Raw genomic sequence first — 18,141 nt, 5'->3', positions numbered from 1 at the left:
CCTCCGTCGCCGAAAGCAGTTCCGTATAATTCAGGAACAGCCAATCCGTCTTTTAATCCTTCATAAACTTCTACTTTCTGTCTTGAAGAATAGTAACGGTCAATTCTTAACCAATACATGTCTCTTGACATTCTGATCTCTTCTTTACCTACAACTGGAACGTTGTTCTCAGCCTGGCAAGCAATGATACATGCTCCCCAGCCGGTACAAGAGTTCAGGTCGATTGATAAGTTGAAGTGAGGTCCGTCCGTATCATCAAAAGCATCCCAAAGGTCAATCTTTCTTGCAGGAAGAGCTCCGCTGATCGTGTGATATTCTAAAGGCTTATTCCATCCTTTATGTTCGTCATCGAATGCTACGTTTAAGAACTCTGTCAAAGGAACTTCCTTCGCGATTTCATAACGTCCCATTAGAGTATTCTGAAGCTGGATTCCTGCAAACTCGTGCTCTTCACCTGTTTTTTCTATTTTAACGTTAGATACTGTTAAGTTAGAACCATCAAATAAAGGATAAGCATTTACACCTGTATCAGCTGTTGTTCCGGAATTCTTTTTACCATAACCAAGAGCAAGACCTACAGATCCTTCAGCTTGTCCGGGTTGAATAAATACAGGAACATCTTTTATGGTTACTCCGTTTACAGTAAGGTTAACAATAGAACCATTTAACTGCATTCTCGCATTAAGATCGTTTTCAATCTCAAATTTTTCTGCGTCTTTCGGAGAAATAGTCAGGTAGTTATCCCAAGACATTCTTGTCAACGGGTCTGGTAATTCCTGCAGCCAGGGGTTGTTTGCCTGAGTACCATCTCCCATCGAAGTCTTAGTATATAATACCAATTCTAAATCGGAAGCCTTGAAGTTTCCTAATTCAGCGATTGCCTGTGCGGCATTTCCTCCTGCGTATGCCAGTGTAGCAGCGTTTGGAGAAACATTAATACCGTTGTACAATGCTTTGTTAAAAGAAGTTGCTCCCAGAATAGAAGTAGCATTAGCTTTTAAATAATCATAGTAGTTATTGGCAGCGTTGTTTTTTCCATTCTTCCAAACCAATAAAGATTCTTCAATCTGTCTTGATTTGTAGATTTTCTGGATTGTAGGCTGCATTAATGAATATACTCCTGTCTGAGGTTCAATATCACCCCATGATTCTAACCAGTTAGCTACAGGAATTACAGCTTTCGCTGCTTTATACATTGCATTTTTCTTATCGGCAACTGCAACTACGTAAGGAACATTTTTAATTGCTTTTTCAAACTCAGCTCCTTTATAGTGAGAGTAGATAGGGTCTACATTGTTGGTAATCAATACTCCAACCTGCCCTGCATTTACCCATCCTAAGAATTCCTGATATCTTGCTTTGTCAAACTCTCTTAAGAAGTTAGCTTTACCGGTGAAAGCCACTGAAGCTAATTTCTGGTTGATTAAATGTGCTAAAACCTGTGCTCCTTTAGATCCGTCAGCTAAAACAACAGCTTTGCTGCCTTTAGCTTTTAGTTCGTTAGCAATTTCAGTAGCCGTCTTATCAGAAGTACCGGCACCTACGATTGCATTGTAAACTTCAACTAAAGTTTTGTTTACCGCACTTGGTTTTAATCTGTATCTTGAGTCAGCATTTGCTCCGGTTAATGACATGTTTGATTCCACCTGGATGTGTCTCAACATGGTTTCACCCGGTTTTCTTGCTGCTGCATATGAAGTTTCTAAACTTGCCGCGTTGTAATCTCCTAAGAAATCAGCCTGGAAAGCAACCACCAATTCAGTTCCGTTAAGGTCATAAACCGGTAATGCTCTTTGTCCGAATACTTCCTGAGCTGCATCTAAAGCTGCAGAGTGAGGGAAAGCATCATATGTTACTAATTCAGCTGTAGGATATTTTGCTTTGAATTCAGCAAACAACTTTTTGAAAGTTGGTGAAGCGAAAGAGTGTGATAAAAGCACAATCTTCTTGCCTGCTGTATTAGCTTCTGCCAAACCTTTAAGAACGAAATCATCTACTTTATCGAAGGTTTCATCTTTACCGTCCAGTTTAGGCTGTTTTACTTTATCATTATCATAAAGAGAAAGTACACTTGCCTGAGCTCTTGCGTTAGTTTTACCTAAGTCGCCGGCAGCCGGGTTCGGATCAATTTTGATAGGTCTTCCTTCACGGGTTTTTACTAAAACACTGGCAAAGTCAAAACCGTCGAAATATGTTGAAGCGTAATAATTAGGAACCCCCGGAATAATATCGTGTGGTTTTACCACATAAGGAATTGTTTTAATTACCGGAGCTTCACAGGCAGCTAATGTTACCGCTGCTGTAGAGAATCCTAATAATTTTAAGAAATCTCTTCTTGAAGTACCGGATCCGTTTTGTTCAGCATCTCCAAGGAAATCTTCTACCGGAATTTCTTCCTGAAACTCTTTTTGAGCCAGCTTATTGTTTAAAGCCGGGTCTTTAAGTTCATGAATACTTCTAAATTGTATTTTGTTTGAAGCCATTTATACTTCTAATTTTTAGTTATTAATAATGACATTTACCACACTCAAGACCTCCAATTGCATCTACAGTAATCTTACCACCATCTTTAGGGTATTGTTTTTTCAACTTGTCGTGTAGATTTTTGAAGTATTCTTTATTATAACCGTTGTTCATATCAACTTCAGTAGTTCTGTGACATTCGATACACCATCCCATAGTGAAGTCATTAGCCATCTGAACAACATTCATTGTGTCAATTTTTCCGTGGCAAGCTTTACAAACAACATCAATTTTGTTATTTGGATTCTTCTTGTTGAAAGAATTGATAATTGCCTGCTCTCCTGCTACTACGTGCTGAGAGTGGTTGAAATATACGAAATCAGGCATGTTGTGGATTCTCGTCCATTCTACCGGCTGAGTTTTTCCTGTATATTGTTGTTTTGCAGGATCCCAACCTGTTGCTGCATAGATTTTCTGAATTTCCCCATCGTAGAACGCTTTGTCTTTTCCTGGTTCCATATAATGTGCTGCATTGTATTCAGAAATCGTTCTGTGACAGTTCATACAAACGTTCATAGAAGGAATTTCAGATACTTTACCGTATTTTGCGCTGGAGTGACAAAGTTGACAGTCAATTTTTTGTTCTCCGGCGTGGATTTTGTGTGAGAAGTAGATTGGCTGTTCAGGTTTGTATCCTTTGTAAACCCCGATCCACATGATCCAGTTCCAAATTCCGTAAGTGGCTAAAAGCGCAAGAACTGCTAATAATCCTTTACCTACGTAATGGTATTTTTCATAGATTTCACTGAAAGAACGAACTCTTGTTTCGTTAAGCCCGGCTAAGTCTTCAGATTGCCCCAGTTTAACTAATTGTCTCAGTTTTAACAGGATCCATACTAATAAACCTGCGATCGCTAAAAGTGAAATGATGACGATATTTGTAGTGGTTTTGTCTGCAGGAGCTGCTGTGGCGTCTGTTGCTGTTGCAGTAGTTGCAGCCGGTGCCGGCTCAGGAGCCGGTGGATTAGTTGTAAAAGCTAAAATGTCATCAATATCCTTATCTGTAAGATTTGGAAACTGTAACATTTCAGTTTTATTAAATTTTTCAAAAATCTCATTGGCGTATTTGTCTCCTGAGGCTCTTAAAGCTTTGTTGTCTTTGATCCACTTGTGAAGCCAATCTTTGTCTACACCACCTTCTGTCTTCACTCGTTCTACAACCCCTTTCAAAGGAGGTCCTATAACTTGTTTATCCAGTGCGTGACATGCAGTACAATTCGCTTTGAAAAGTTTCTCGCCGTTTTTAGGATCGCCGTCTTGCCCGTAAATTGAAGCACTGGTTGATAACAATAAGCCTATTGCAATCAACGCTTGTTTATAATGCTTTCTCCAACTAATCATTTAAATTATCTTATGTTAGTAAAATATTGAACATTCAATCAATCCCGCAAAAATAATATTTTTAACAGGAATTTAACGGTATAAGGAAAGGGGAAAATATCATTTCCGTTTAATTTGTATTGATTCTAAATAACTCAGTTTGGTATAATTTTTTAATTTGTATAAATTTGCGGAAACAAGTTTAAATGAAAAATTTAATCAAAATATTTTCGGTATTATCTCTATTTGGGTTTTATACTATTGATGCACAGCAGATTGTAAAGAGAGATACTTTGTCCGGAACAGAGCTCGTTATATCTATGGATCCTAAAGTGAAAGATGCTTTGGAAAACCTTGAAGAAAAGTGTGCAAGGGTGGCAACCCATACGGCATCGAAAGAAAATGATGACAATACTTATACAAAACCTACAAAAATATATGTGCCGAGCAGGGAATTGACAAACGCTGAGATTTGTAGAAAAAATCCTAGGATTTTAGGATATAAGATACAGATCACTACTGTGAAAAGTAATGAAGAAGCTAATGAAGTGAAGTCTTATTTCAGAAAAAGATTCCCGAATCTTAAAGTTGAAACGGATGCTTCTTTAAGACCTAACTATAAAATTCTGGTAGGAAGTTATTTTACAAAACAGAGTGCTGCATCAGACTTATCCAGAGTAAGGGAATATTTTAAATCTGCAATTCCGGTGCAGTACAGAATATTCTGTGCCGAAGCAAAATAAAGATGATTTTATATAAAAAATTAAAGCTGAGAGAAAATTCCTCTCAGCTTTTTTATTGGTAATTTTCATTTAAAAACTGGAAAAATTCTGTCATTCTCATCAGATTATTTGTGGCCAGATGATACACCAATAAAATTCCTGTTATAACAAATAAAAATGACAACGTTTTCGGGGATGACCGGTAAGCGTAAAACAGCCAGCCGAGAAGTAACGGATACACAAAAACAAAGTGACCGCCATAGATATATGAAGTGTGCAATCCGAATCTCATAATACAGTGAATGATGATGTCAAATACAAACGAAATCATCACAACCTGCACCAGTTTATTTTTAAAATTCCTGAAATAACTCCAACTTATCAATATCAATAAAACAGCAATAAATATATAAGGAACCCATGAAGAATAAACATCCATGATCAACCCCTTGAAGTGGAATCCTTTCATATTATGCTTGTCCCGGACAATGAAATTTGAGAATAAGACATTCCCTCCGAAAAAATAAGAAAGGATCATATCCCATGTAGGAGTAGATTTTACATTGGAAAATTTTTCATATTGCTCATTGGTTTTGTTGAAGATGTTTTTGTATTTAAAATCAATCCTGTTCAGATACAAAAGGATAAAACAAATACATGTAAAAACCACTCTTACAACTACGTTTCCTAACTTTTTCCAGTTCCTGAAAAGGTTTTTTTCAAACAACAGCGGAATAAAAGCCTTTACGATATTCGTAACGGTAAGACCTCCTATTGTAATGCCGGCGAAAGCGAGTGCCAAAGCAGGTGTTTTCTCTTCCTTTTTTAGTTTTATTGCAGCGTAATGATTGTACAAACAAAGCAAGAATAGCGTATACGTAAAGTTTTCGGGAGTAAAGGAGAGCAGAATGGTTGTTGAGAAAATACTGAAAAAAAAGGTTAATAACAGGCTAAACATCAGCGGGAGCCTAATGATATTTTTCAGGTATTTGAAAACCTGAATGACACTTAAACTTACGGCAATATTGCTAAACCACGCTAAAGTCAGCCTGAAGGTAACATCAGTTTTACCATCAGATATTAAGAAAGCAAGCTCACGGACCCAATTAAAAAAATAGTAAGCTAGGGGATGTCTTTCAAAGCTTCCACCGGTCATCACGATCGACTTATTGTCAAAGCTGAAATAAGCATCCCAGGGGATTCTGCTGTCAAAAATTATGGTATAATTAATGGCAATATATGATCCTAAAATTCCGTAAGCGGTAAGGAAAAATAAAAAGACTCCCAGCTCAATATAGGAGGACGGAAATATTAATCTGAAAGAATTAAAGAATTTGAGTTTTAAGGACACCGGTCATTTTTTTGCAAAAATACGAAAGTTACTTAAGAGTTTAATATCATATTATTCATTACCCATATCTAAGAGCTGCAGGAAAGCATTGAACATCCGGAAATGTCATCATAGCCTGAAGGCCTTCTTTTAGAAAACTCGGGGTAAAGTTCTTCGTAGGGATTTTCCAATGCATGGGTTAACTTGTCGAGCATTTTTGTTTTACCTTCCTTAATTTCTTCAATACACTCAAAAAGCAGATAATTTCTCAGAATGAATTTCGGGTTGTTTTTTTTCATTAATTCAAGAGCATCTTCTTGTGAAATCTGGTTTGCGGAGAGTCTTTCACGGTATTTTTTTATAAAATTTTCAAGTTTTACAATAGCATCTGAGGTCAGAATAGAATAGGAGACATTTTCAAAAAGAGAAGAGAGGTTAGTGCTATCCTGCAATTTTTCCAGTTGATGGAAAAATAAAGTATGATCAAGTTGTAATTCCTGCATCAGTGCCTGCCAGTTGCTGAAAAATTCTTCATCAGTTTCCTGCAGCTGATCAAAGCCAAATTTTCTGCAAAGCATTTTATCATGGTTTTCCCAGAAATAATTTCCAAAAGAATTTAAAGTGTCTTCTAAAAATTTTTCATCTTTTATTAACGGATGAAGTGCATTGGCCAATTGCCATAAATTCCATTGTGAAATTTGTCCCTGCTTTCCGAAAGCATATCTTCTGCCGGGTAAATCAGTGGTGTTAGGGGTGAAATTAAGATCATACTCATCCATCATTGAATAGGGGCCATAATCAATTGTAAGCCCAAGGACAGACATATTATCAGTGTTCATTACACCATGAACAAACCCAACACGGAACCATTCCGTCATCAGATCAGCAGTTCTTGTACATACGTTTTTGAAAAAATCTTTGTAACGGTCTGTTCCGGATGATGTAATTTCAGGAAAATAGTTCTGAATGGTAAAATCAACGAGATCCTGGAGCATTTTATATTCTCTTTGGGCTGAAATTAATTCAAAATGCCCGAATCGGAGAAAGCTTTCTGCGGTCCTGATGATGACAGCACCCTGTTCGTACCCGGGATTCCCGTCATACATCATATCTCTGATAATATCTTCACCGGTAAAACATAAGCTCAGAGCTCTTGTTGTCGGAACTTTTAAATGAAACATGGCTTCGCTCATCAGATATTCACGTACCGAAGACCTCAATACGGCTCTTCCATCTGCATGTCTTGAATAGGGAGTTGCTCCGGCGCCTTTCCACTGGATTTCCGTTTTTTCACCGGCATTGTTCATAATTTCACCGGCAAGAATTGCTCTTCCGTCTCCGAGCTGTCCTGCCCAGTTGCCAAACTGATGCCCTGCATAAGCTGTTGCATAGGGCTGAACATTTTCCGGAAGATTATTTCCTACAAGAAAATCAAGATCCTGCTCATTAAACTTTCCTAGTCCTATTTCTTCTGAAAGCTTTTCATTAAAAGCAATCAGTTTCGGGTGGTCAAAACCTGCCGGATTTATCGTGGAAAATAAAACTTTGAGAGTAGCTCTTTGCATGGGATTGCCAGAGAAATCTCCGGAAAAATTTTTTATAAATGGCTGTCTGATGCTTTCAATATTCATGGATTCAAAGATACGATAATAAAAAAAGACCTTCCAATTTAGATTGAAAGGTCTCATGTATTTCTAAAAGAGAATTTATTTATTGAAATCTATTTCCTCGCTGGTGTTTAGATTATCATTTACATTATCTTCTTTTTTTCCTGTATTGGTTTTCGGGGTAGGATCTACCGGTTTCGGATTTTTAATCTCATCGATCGTCTGAAGGCTTCCGTCATCACCGTAACCTCCGCTTAAGCCTTTAAGATCTGAACATCCGTCTTTCCAGTCTGATGGTTTTACAAACTTATCATCAGGCGTAATTCCTAAGCTCTTATCTGCCCAGACTTTCTTCATGTAGATGGCCCAGATTGGTAATGCCATTCTCGCACCCTGTCCTTCACCTGTACCCAGGAAGTGGGTTGCTCTGTCTTCCCATCCTACCCAGGTTCCTGTTGCCAGTTTTGGAGTGATCCCCATAAACCAACCATCGGAGTTGTTCTGAGTGGTACCGGTCTTACCTGCAATTTCCACGGCTTTTGAAATTCCTTTTCTGGAAAGCTCTCCGGAAGCGGTACCGAATTGCGCTACCCCTTTCATCAGCTCGATCATCGTGTAAGCATAACGCGGATTCATTACTTCTTTCGGCTCTACATTTACTTCTTTGATTACTCTACCGTTGGCATCTTCAATTCTCCAGATCATTTCCGGCTTATTGTAGTTACCATAGTTGGCAAAAGTACTGTAGGCACCAAGCATTTCATAGATGGTAATATCTGATGAACCTAAAGCGATGGTATTGTTTCTTGGGATTTCTTCCGTTACTCCCAGATCTCTAGCCGTTTGAATTACGGCATCTACTCCGGTCATTTCAATAAGACGTGCAGCTACCGGGTTTTGAGAGTGAGCTAATGCATCCTTTAAAGTAAGCATTCCACCTCTTCCGGGAACATGCCATCCTTTATGATCATAAGTTCCGTTGGATACTGTAGAGCAAGGAGTCATTCCAAGCTTCATAATAGCCGTTGCATATACAAAAGGCTTGAATGTAGATCCTACCTGTCTTTTCCCTTGTTTGATATGGTCATACTGGAAGTGTTGCCAGTCGATTCCTCCTACCCATGCTTTAATTTCACCTGTTGCAGGAACCATAGACATTAAACCTGCCTGGGCCACTTTTTTGTGCCATCTGATAGAATCCCACGGAGACATTTCAACTTCTTCTTCTCCATTCCATGTGAAACGGGAAGTTTTGATCGGTTTTTTGAATTCCATTAAAATTGAATCTTCGGAAACTCCGGCAGCTTTCAACTGTTTGTAACGCCCGGTTCTCTTCATTGCCTGAAGCATTACATCATTTACCTGTTTGTTGGTCAGGTAATAGAAAGGCCAGCTTTTTCTGCCTCTTTGTTCAGCATCAAATCTTTTCTGAAGATCAGTTAAGTGCTCTCTGATTGCATCTTCTGCATATTTCTGCATTTTAGAATCAAGGGTTACATATATTTTCAGACCGTCTTTGTAAAGGTTTAATTTTTTACCGGTATCTTTTTCGTAGTCTTTAAGGTAGTTATCAATTTCTTTCTTCAGATAAAACTTATAATACGCAGAGTAGTCATCATTGATGTTCTTGATCGGATGATAATCTAAAGTAATAGGGGTTGAAATTCCTTTATCGTAGGTTGCCTGATCGATATAACCTGTTTTCAGCATCTGCTCCAGAACAACGTCTCTTCTCGCTTTGGCTCTGTCCATGTTACGCATCGGGTTGTTTTTTACCGGATTCTCAAGCATGGCAACAAACATTGCAGCTTCAGGCAGCGTTAGCTGATTGGTACTTTTGTTGAAGTATATTCTGGAAGCCATTTCAATACCATTGGCATTGTATAAAAAGTCAAACTTATTGAAATAAAGCGTTACAATTTCTTCTTTAGTATATCTTTTCTCAAGGCTTACGGCAACTACCCATTCTTTAAGCTTCTGGAAAGCTCTCTGAAATTTATTCTGCGAGGCACCGCCGGTAAAAAGCAATTTGGCAAGTTGTTGGGTAATGGTAGATCCACCACCTCTACCTCCACCATAGGCTACAGCTCTGGCAATCGACTGCAAATCGATCCCGGAATGCTCTTTAAAACGCTCGTCCTCTTTGGCCTGTAAAGCATACACGAGAAAAGGAGGAAGGTCTTTGTAGGTTATAGGCTGGGTTTTTTCTTTTTCAAATTTGCCTAATAGTACGCCATCTGATGAATAAATTTCAGAGGCTACAAAAATATCAGGATTTTCAAGTTCTTTTACATCAGGCATTTCACCAAGAAAACCTTGGGATACAGCAAAGAAAAGTCCTGAAATTCCTAAAACAACTACAATGAATCCAAGCCAAATAAACTTAACCCATTTTTTCCATGAGTTATTTTTATTATTTTTTTTGGGTGGAAGCGGAAATGTTTTTCCCTTACTTCCAGAGTTTTGTCTGTTCTCTTCCATGTATGGTTACGGTTTAGCCGTTTCTATTTTTATTCCAATATCTTCAATTCCGGGAAGATTATCATTTCTCATTGCCTGGGTAAGCCCGATTTCATATTTTCCCTTTACCGGAAATGTATAATTCAATTTATATTGAAAGAATGTTTCCTTCGTATCTCCAAAACCCGTTCCAAGCCATTCTCCATTAGGTTTGGAAAGTACATAATTCAACGTATCCGTCTCTTTTTTCTTATTTTGAAGATTAGTGAAATTGACAATAAACCTTATGTTGCTGTAAGGATATTCGTTGTTATTTCTTACAACAAATATAATATTTTTAGGATTCTGCGGATCTGAAATTTCAAGATTAAATTTTTGTTCACTTTTCTTATTCCATTTGTTATTAACGGAATTCATCATCACCTTTTCTTCTGAAGAGTTACAGCCAAAGAAAAGGATAAGACTCAATAATCCTAAAATTTTACGCATTTCCATCTTTTTTGGGCGGGAATTTCTTTTTGAATTTTTTCTTATTCGGGTTTTGCTGCGGATTTTTGTTTGCATCAGAAGAAGCCACCTCTACCTTTTCCATTTGAGCTTTGGGCTGTTGGGGCTTTTGCTGTCTTGGTTGGTTATTAGAATTGTTACCCGCATTTTCAGGTCTTGTCGATTTTTCCGGTCTGTCTGATCGTTCTGGCCTGTCTGGTCTTTCCGGTCTGTTTTTTCTTTGACCCTGATTATTGTTGTTACTATTATTTGGCCTGTTGTTCTGATTCCTGTTTTTGTTAAACCCTTTATTTTTCTTCTCAAATCGGTCTACACTGTTTTCCTGGATAAGATCAATGCTCTGTAAAGGGATGTCAGGCTGTTTCAGGTCTTCGAGAGGCAAGGTTTTTTCACCTCTTTTATTTTGGGCAATTAACTTTTTGATCAGATCAATATCGAAATCATACCACGCCATAGAATGATCTACATAAGCAAACCACATTTTCTTTTTGAAAACGTCAATTTTAATACAGAAGGCTCTTCCTTTTTCTGTATCCAGGGTGGTTGAAGAAGACGGAAAATTACTTAATGCATCAAGATAACTGTCAAGCTCATAATTAAGACAGCATTTTAGCTTACCGCACTGTCCTGCCAGCTTTTGAGGATTAATACTGAGCTGCTGATATCTTGCTACATTGGTATTTACCGATCTGAAATCAGTTAACCATGTAGAGCAGCAAAGCTCTCTTCCGCAAGATCCGATTCCACCAACTTTTGCTGCTTCCTGTCTGAAACCAATTTGTTTCATGTCGATTTTAGTCCTGAAGGTAGAGGCGTAATCTTTGATTAACTGCCTGAAATCTATTCGGTTATCTGCTGTGTAATAGAAGGTTACCTTTGAAGCGTCTCCCTGATATTCAACATCGGTGACCTTCATTTCAAGGTTTAACCTTTGGGCAATCTTTCGGGCTTCTATCTTTACACTTTCCTCTTTTTTTCTTACTTCCTGCCAAACCTCAATATCTTTTTGGTTAGACTGTCTGTATATTTTAAGTGCCAATTCTTCAGAAAACCTTTTCTTTTTCATCTGAATTTTTACTAATTCTCCGGTGAGACTTACTACACCGACATCATGTCCCGGGCTGGATTCTACTGTGACTACACTACCTATATGTAAAGGGAAATTATTTACATTTTTATAAAACGATTTTCTGTCATTTTTAAATCTGACTTCTACATAATCGCACCTGTTTGACGCAGGATTGTTGATGTTGGAAAGCCAGTCGAAAACACTTAATTTATAACTATTACCACAGGTATTTACATTTTCACAACCATTCGCGGATTTCTTGGGTCCGCAAGAATGCGCAGAATCGCCGGATGTTTTACATCCACAACTCATATAACTATTATTTAATCTTGCAAATTTATATATTTTTATCTTTATGTAATTCTAAAAAATTCAAATATTCACTATCATCATTGTTTAATATTAAACAAAAAAATCGAATATAGCGTAAAATATTATTAATGTCCTAATATATATATCTTTAAGATGATGTTTTGCTAAAGTACTATTTTAAACATAATTTTCTTTCGTCTAAACGTTTAAAATATTAAGAAATATTAACAAGCGTATTTAAAATAATTTTATATTTGGGTTATATAATAATAGTCTATGAAAAAAATATTAGTATCAACTGCTTTATTGGCGGGTGTTTTATCTTACGCAGGAGGCTTCAGAGTATCTCTGCAAGGGGTGAAACAATTGGCAATGGCACATACTAGTGCGCATGCCGAAGATGCAAGTGTGGCATTCTTTAATCCTGCAGGTATGTCATTCATTCCTTCCAAGCTAAGTATAGTGGCAGGAGGATTTGGAGCGAGTAATAAGATTACTTTTCAGAATTTAAATACTTTACAGAGTACAGAGACTGACAATCCTTTAGGAACCCCGATCTATGCTGCGATTACATATAAGGCACTGGAAAATTTGTCAGTTGGTTTTAGTTTTTCAACACCTTTTGGGAGTACTATTCAATGGCCGAATGACTGGGAAGGTAGAGAAATGGTTCAGAAACTTGAGCTGAAGAGTTTCTATTTCCAGCCTATGGTTTCTGTGAAACTGGCACCTTGGCTGGCTTTCGGAGCGAGCTATATTTATGCAAAAGGAAAAGTAGACTGGGATAAGGCTGTGACACAATTTGGTGGGCAGGTTAATATTAATGATGACAAAGCGAGTGGCCACGGATATGGTTTTGGGTTTTATTTCAGACCGGAAGACAAACTTGATATAAGTATCGCTTACCGTTCACCGGTAGATATGAAAGCTAAAAAGGGAACAGCTACTTTCCAATTCCCTTCACAATCTATTTATCCGCTATTAGGATTGGATGGATCAGGAAAAGACGGTTTTACAGCGACATTACCTTTAGTAGAAGAATATACAATAGGTTTTACGTATAAAATTACTCCAAAATGGTTGGTTTCTGCGGATTTCAACTATCATGGATGGGAGCGATACAGCAAGCTTACTCTGGATTTTGCCAATGCCCCTGTTGGGAACCAGGCAGATCCTACCGTTCTTGTGTCTCCTAAAAACTTCAGAAATTCAAAAACCTTCAGATTGGGGACGCAGTATGCATTTAATGATATGATCTTCGGACGTCTTGGTGCTTACTATGATGAGTCTCCCTATACCGACGAAAATTTTATTCCAGAAACACCCTCATTCAATACTTATGTAGTGACCGGTGGGGTAGGATTTAAATTAAAACAGTTCGGAGTTGATATTGCCGGTGGATACGCTATGCCTCAGGCCAGAGACGTGAAAAATGCTAACCTTGGTTTCTATGGACAAGCGAAAGCTACTGCATTCTATTTTGGTCTTGGTTTATCTTACAATCCTTTTTAATTGAAAGACTATGAAAAAAATTATAATTTCTACAATCGCTATTTCCGCGCTTCTTTTTACAACAAGCTGCGAAGATGATTTTGATACGGATGTAAAAGATATCCAGGTAACACAGGGTGAAGCTAATTTCTCCAAATATGTTGCTTTAGGAAACTCACTGACTTCTGGGTACAGAGATGGAGCTCTTTATGCTGACGGACAAAATGAATCCTATCCTTCAATGATAGCCCAGCAAATGAAATTTGCAGGTGGCGGTGATTTCAAACAACCGTTAATGCCGGATAACAACGGCGGATTGATTTTAAATACTTTAGCAGGCCCGGTACAGATTGCGAATACAAAACTATATATCAACAGTTTTATAAATGGCTCACCTGATTTAAAATATGCAAATAATAACACCGCTACAACGGTGGTTAATACTATTTTAACGGGCCCCTTTAACAATATGGGGGTTCCGGGAGCAAAAGTAGCCCATTTACTGGCACCGGGATACGGAAATATCCAGGGGATTCCTACCAAAACAGCTAACCCTTATTTCGTGAGGTTTGCCTCAAGCCCTACCGCATCAGTGATCGGTGATTTTAAAGCTCAGAACCCTACATTCTTTTCATTATGGATAGGAAATAACGATGCTTTACTATATGCTCTGGCAGGTGGAGACAGCTCAGTGGAAACATTAACTCCGGCAGCTCAGTTTACCCAATACTATAATGCATTGATCAATGAGATTTCTACGACTAATGCAAAAGGGGTTATTGCAAATATCCCTGATGTAACGTCAATTCCTTCTTTAACAACAATTCCTTATAATCCATTGACGGCTTCTGTATTAGGAGGTGGGAATGTAGATGCAGGAAATGCAACTATTGATAATCTGAATACTAATCTTTACGGACCCTTGAATCAGATCCTGACGGCTTTTAATGCAGGAGACAGGATAAAGCCCCTTTCAAAAACAGCTTCAAATCCGTTGCTGATTAAAGATGAAAGTTTAACAGATCTTGGCCCTCAGATTACAGCAGCAGCGGCAGGTTCCGGAAACCCGACCTTAATTGCTCTGGCAGCTTATCTGGGAGCTACTTACGGGCAGGCAAGACAGGCAAAAGCTGGAGATTTGGTTCCTTTAACTTCAAAAGCTGAAATAGGAACGCTTCAGACATTACCTCCGGGAGTGCCTGCATCATTGGGAGCAAGAGGAATTGCTTATCCGTTTGCGGATAAATATGTGCTGACCGTTACGGAAGTGACAGAAGTGAACACGGCTATTGCGAGTTATAATACGACCATTAAAGCAGCAGCAACAGCAAAAGGATATGCTTTTGTAGATGCCAACAAAAAAATGATTGAGCTTAATGCCCAATCCGGAATTTCTTTTGATGGTGTGAAATACACCGCTAAATTTGTAACCGGCGGCGCCTTCTCTTTAGACGGGGTACATTTAACCGGCAGAGGATATGCAATTGTTGCCAATGAATTTATCAAAGCCATTAATTCAACGTATAAATCTTCACTACCACAGCTGAATCCGAACAATTATTCAGGAATAAAATTCCCTTAATAAAAAGGAAAGTAAAAACTTAAAGACCACAGGAGTAATTCTTGTGGTTTTTTTTTAAATTTGCAAAATCTTTTAAAAAGTAAAAATGGCCGAACAGTTAAGTTATCTATTTTGTACAAGGACGAGTAAGGACTTGGCAGAGAAAATTGCCCAGCATTATGGGCAGGAATTAGGAAAAATCAACTTTCAGGAGTTTAGTGACGGGGAATTTGAGCCTGTTTTAGACGAATCTGTAAGAGGAGGAAGGGTTTTCCTGATTGGATCTACGTTCCCACCGGCAGACAATCTTTTGGAGCTTCTTCTGATGATTGATGCTGCAAAAAGAGCTTCTGCAAAAAGTATTACCGTTGTACTTCCTTATTTCGGACTTGCAAGACAAGACAGAAAAGACAAGCCAAGAGCTCCGATCGGGGCAAAATTGGTCGCTAATCTTTTAACTGCTGCAGGAGCAACAAGAGTAATGACAATGGATCTTCACGCAGATCAGATCCAGGGGTTCTTTGAAATCCCGGTAGATCACTTATATGCATCTACCATTTTTGTAGATTATATCAGAAATCTGCACCTGGATGATCTTACCATTGCTTCTCCGGATATGGGAGGTGCCAAAAGAGCGAAAAACTATGCCGGCCATCTGGGGGCAGAAGTAGTAATTGCCTATAAGGAAAGAAAGAAAGCGAATGTGGTGGAAGAAATGTTCCTTATCGGAGACGTGGAAGGTAAAAATGTTATCCTTATCGATGATATGATTGATACAGCAGGTACACTTTGTAAAGCTGCAGATATCTTAATAGAAAAGGGAGCAAAATCAGTAAGAGCTATGGCAACTCACGGAGTGCTTTCAGGAAAGGCTTATGAGAATATTGAAAACTCAAAATTGTTGGAAGTTATTGTAACAGACTCAATTCCTGTGAAAAATAATTTGTCAACTAAAATAAAAGTGCTATCTTGCGCCCCGTTATTTGCAGACGTTATGAAGATGGTTCATGAGCACCAATCAATTAGCAGTAAATTTGTTATTTAATTGATAATTAGCGATTTGCAAAAATAATTTTAAACAAAATTTTAAATTTTTTATAAATGAAATCTATTACAATTCAAGGTACAAAAAGAGAAAGCGTGGGCAAAAAGTCTACAAAAGCTTTACGTGATGCTGAATTAGTTCCTTGTGTTGTTTATGGAGGTGGCGAGCCGTTGAACTTCTCTGCAGAAGAGAAAGCGTTCAAAGGTTTGGTATATACTCCTGAAGCACACACGGTATCTATTGAAGTTGATGGTCAGACCATCCCAGCAGTTCTTCAGGATATTCAGTTCCACCCGATTACAGACAAAATTCTTCACGCAGACTTTTATCAATTATCTGCTGACAAGCCGGTTGTTATGGAAGTTCCGGTAAGAATCACTGGTCGTTCAAAAGGTGTTGTAGCTGGTGGTGTTTTACGTCAGTCTTTCAGAAAATTAAAAATCAAGGCTATTCCTGCAAACTTGCCGGATGAAATCGTTGTTGATGTTACTCCACTTAAAATTGGTAACAAAATTTATGTTGGTGGTATCAAAACTGAAGGATATTCTTTCATGCATCCAGACAATGCAGTTGTTGTAGCTGTTAAGATGTCTAGAAATGCAATGAAAGGAGGAGCAGCAGCTGAGGATGATGATGAAGAAGAAGTTGTAGCTGAAGGAGGAGCTCCGGCAGCTGAAGAAACTGCAGCAGAATAAGGATTGCTTATTAAACAATATAAGACCTGTCAGAATCTCTGGCAGGTTTTTTTATGGAATAAGTTGTAAGACAGGTTCAACTCTCAGCTGACAATCATCAAACTAAAAACTAGCCCCTTAATCCGGAAAAAAGCCGTAAATTTGACCTGTTCTAAATAAGAACGGTTTAATTTAAAATTTAATAAATGTTTGACATTCAAGAAATAAGAAGTCAGTTTACAATATTAAACAGGCAGGTGAACGGTAAACCGCTGGTTTACTTAGATAATGCAGCTACATCCCAGAAACCGGATTCAGTATTAGAGGTCTGGAATCAATATTATACAGAGCTTAACGCTAATGTTCACAGGGGAATTCATACGCTTAGTCAGTTGGCAACAGAAGAAATGGAGCTTTCTAGAAGAAAGATTCAGAAATTCGTTAATGCAAAACATGATTTTGAAGTCATTTTTACAAAAGGAACTACAGAAGGTCTGAACCTCATCGCTTATATTTTAACCCAAAAGCTTAAAAAAGATGATGAGATTATCATTTCTTATCTGGAGCATCACTCTAATATTGTTCCATGGCAGTTGCTCTGTGAAAGAACCGGGGCAAAACTTCGGGTAATCCCGATCGATGAAAACGGAATTCTTCAATTAGATTTTCTGGATCAGTATTTAAGCGAAAAAACGAAAGTGGTTTCGGTAAATCAGGTTTCCAATGCCTTGGGAATTGTAAATCCTGTAGAGGAGATTATTGCTAAAACCAGAAAAAATTCGAATGCCTATATTGTCATCGACGGAGCACAGTCTGCACCGCATTTTGCCATTGATGTTCAGAAACTGGACTGTGATTTCTTTGTATTTTCAGGGCATAAAATGTATGCTCCTATGGGAACGGGGATCTTGTATGGAAAACAGGGAATTTTAGAATCCTTACCTCCTTTTCATGGCGGCGGCGAAATGATTGCAACCTGTTCCTTTGAAGGAACAACTTATGCTACCTTACCTTTTAAATATGAAGCGGGGACTCCAAATGTAGGCGGGAATATTGCTTTGGGAGCTGCTGTGGATTTTATTGAAAAGATAGGCCACGAAAATATCCAGAGACATGAAAATGCATTATTGGAATATGCCCAGAGACAGCTATCGGAAATAGAGAATATAAAGATCTATGGAGAAAAAGCTAAAAGAACAGGGGTTGTTTCATTCAACCTGGAAGGAACAGGAATTTCTTCAGATGTCGGGATGATTCTTGATAAAATGGGAATTGCAGTGAGAACAGGACACCACTGTACACAACCCATCATGGACTTCTTTAATATTGCAGGAACCGTAAGAGCGAGTTTTGCAGTCTACAATACCTTCCAGGAAATTGATTTACTGGTCGAAGGTGTCAAAAAAGCACAGAAAATGCTATCATAAATAAAGAGGCTGTCTCAAAAGTGAGACAGCCTCTTTATTTATGCTCAAAAAGAAAGGAAAGCCAAAGCTTTCCTAATTTTAGCAAATTGATTA

General features: G+C 38.1%; 13 protein-coding genes. 6 read left to right on the top strand and 7 right to left on the bottom strand.

Annotated elements, in window-relative coordinates; all coding sequences use genetic code 11:
- Together PMI13_RS06230 and PMI13_RS06225 are read right to left on the bottom strand one after the other, a co-directional pair.
- Positions 1-2,483 (bottom strand): TAT-variant-translocated molybdopterin oxidoreductase (locus PMI13_RS06230; protein WP_007841792.1); only part of this gene is annotated, 2,483 nt, incomplete at its 3' end.
- Between the two features lie 22 nt (positions 2,484-2,505).
- A complete protein-coding gene (locus PMI13_RS06225) occupies positions 2,506-3,864 on the bottom strand; it encodes a c-type cytochrome (protein WP_007841791.1) in 1,359 nt (452 codons plus the stop codon).
- Positions 3,865-4,049: 185 nt separating this feature from the next.
- Between PMI13_RS06225 and PMI13_RS06220 the strand changes: the two genes are divergently transcribed.
- Positions 4,050-4,586 carry an SPOR domain-containing protein gene (locus tag PMI13_RS06220; protein ID WP_007841790.1) on the top strand — a complete coding sequence of 179 codons (537 nt, stop codon included), beginning with the start codon at positions 4,050-4,052 and terminating at the stop codon, positions 4,584-4,586.
- A 52-nt stretch (positions 4,587-4,638) separates the two neighbouring features.
- Here the strand turns inward: PMI13_RS06220 and PMI13_RS06215 are convergent, their stop codons facing one another.
- From PMI13_RS06215 to PMI13_RS06195, 5 genes are all read right to left on the bottom strand, one after another.
- Entirely contained in the window at positions 4,639-5,916 is a 1,278-nt protein-coding gene (locus tag PMI13_RS06215) for a DUF6080 domain-containing protein (RefSeq protein WP_007841789.1), read from the bottom strand.
- Positions 5,917-5,984: 68 nt separating this feature from the next.
- Positions 5,985-7,526: a protein adenylyltransferase SelO gene (locus PMI13_RS06210; RefSeq protein ID WP_034669641.1), complete on the bottom strand. Its 1,542-nt coding sequence runs from the start codon at positions 7,524-7,526 to the stop codon at positions 5,985-5,987.
- A 75-nt stretch (positions 7,527-7,601) separates the two neighbouring features.
- Positions 7,602-9,983 (bottom strand): penicillin-binding protein 1A, encoded by a 2,382-nt coding sequence (locus PMI13_RS06205; RefSeq protein WP_007841786.1) that lies wholly within the window; start codon positions 9,981-9,983, stop codon positions 7,602-7,604.
- A 6-nt stretch (positions 9,984-9,989) separates the two neighbouring features.
- On the bottom strand, positions 9,990-10,451 hold the full coding sequence (locus PMI13_RS06200) for a gliding motility lipoprotein GldH (RefSeq protein WP_007841777.1): 462 nt from the start codon (positions 10,449-10,451) through the stop codon (positions 9,990-9,992).
- Positions 10,444-11,850 (bottom strand): PSP1 domain-containing protein, encoded by a 1,407-nt coding sequence (locus PMI13_RS06195; RefSeq protein ID WP_007841776.1) that lies wholly within the window; start codon positions 11,848-11,850, stop codon positions 10,444-10,446. Before PMI13_RS06195 ends, PMI13_RS06200 begins: the two co-directional genes overlap by 8 nt.
- Before the next feature lie 276 nt (positions 11,851-12,126).
- Between PMI13_RS06195 and PMI13_RS06190 the strand changes: the two genes are divergently transcribed.
- From PMI13_RS06190 to PMI13_RS06170, 5 genes are all read left to right on the top strand, one after another.
- On the top strand, positions 12,127-13,362 hold the full coding sequence (locus tag PMI13_RS06190) for an OmpP1/FadL family transporter (RefSeq protein ID WP_007841775.1): 1,236 nt from the start codon (positions 12,127-12,129) through the stop codon (positions 13,360-13,362).
- A gap of 10 nt (positions 13,363-13,372) precedes the next feature.
- A complete protein-coding gene (locus PMI13_RS06185; RefSeq protein WP_007841774.1) occupies positions 13,373-14,923 on the top strand; it encodes an SGNH/GDSL hydrolase family protein in 1,551 nt (516 codons plus the stop codon).
- An 85-nt stretch (positions 14,924-15,008) separates the two neighbouring features.
- On the top strand, positions 15,009-15,947 hold the full coding sequence (locus PMI13_RS06180; protein ID WP_007841773.1) for a ribose-phosphate pyrophosphokinase: 939 nt from the start codon (positions 15,009-15,011) through the stop codon (positions 15,945-15,947).
- A gap of 56 nt (positions 15,948-16,003) precedes the next feature.
- Positions 16,004-16,642, top strand: coding sequence for a 50S ribosomal protein L25/general stress protein Ctc (locus PMI13_RS06175; protein WP_007841772.1), 639 nt, complete (start codon positions 16,004-16,006; stop codon positions 16,640-16,642).
- Positions 16,643-16,827: 185 nt separating this feature from the next.
- Positions 16,828-18,048: an aminotransferase class V-fold PLP-dependent enzyme gene (locus PMI13_RS06170; protein WP_007841770.1), complete on the top strand. Its 1,221-nt coding sequence runs from the start codon at positions 16,828-16,830 to the stop codon at positions 18,046-18,048.
- Positions 18,049-18,141: the final 93 nt, after the last annotated feature.

It is taken from the genome of Chryseobacterium populi (assembly GCF_000282115.1).
In the GTDB taxonomy this organism is placed as follows: domain Bacteria; phylum Bacteroidota; class Bacteroidia; order Flavobacteriales; family Weeksellaceae; genus Chryseobacterium; species Chryseobacterium populi.
This window is presented reverse-complemented; position numbering and strand designations above follow the sequence as displayed.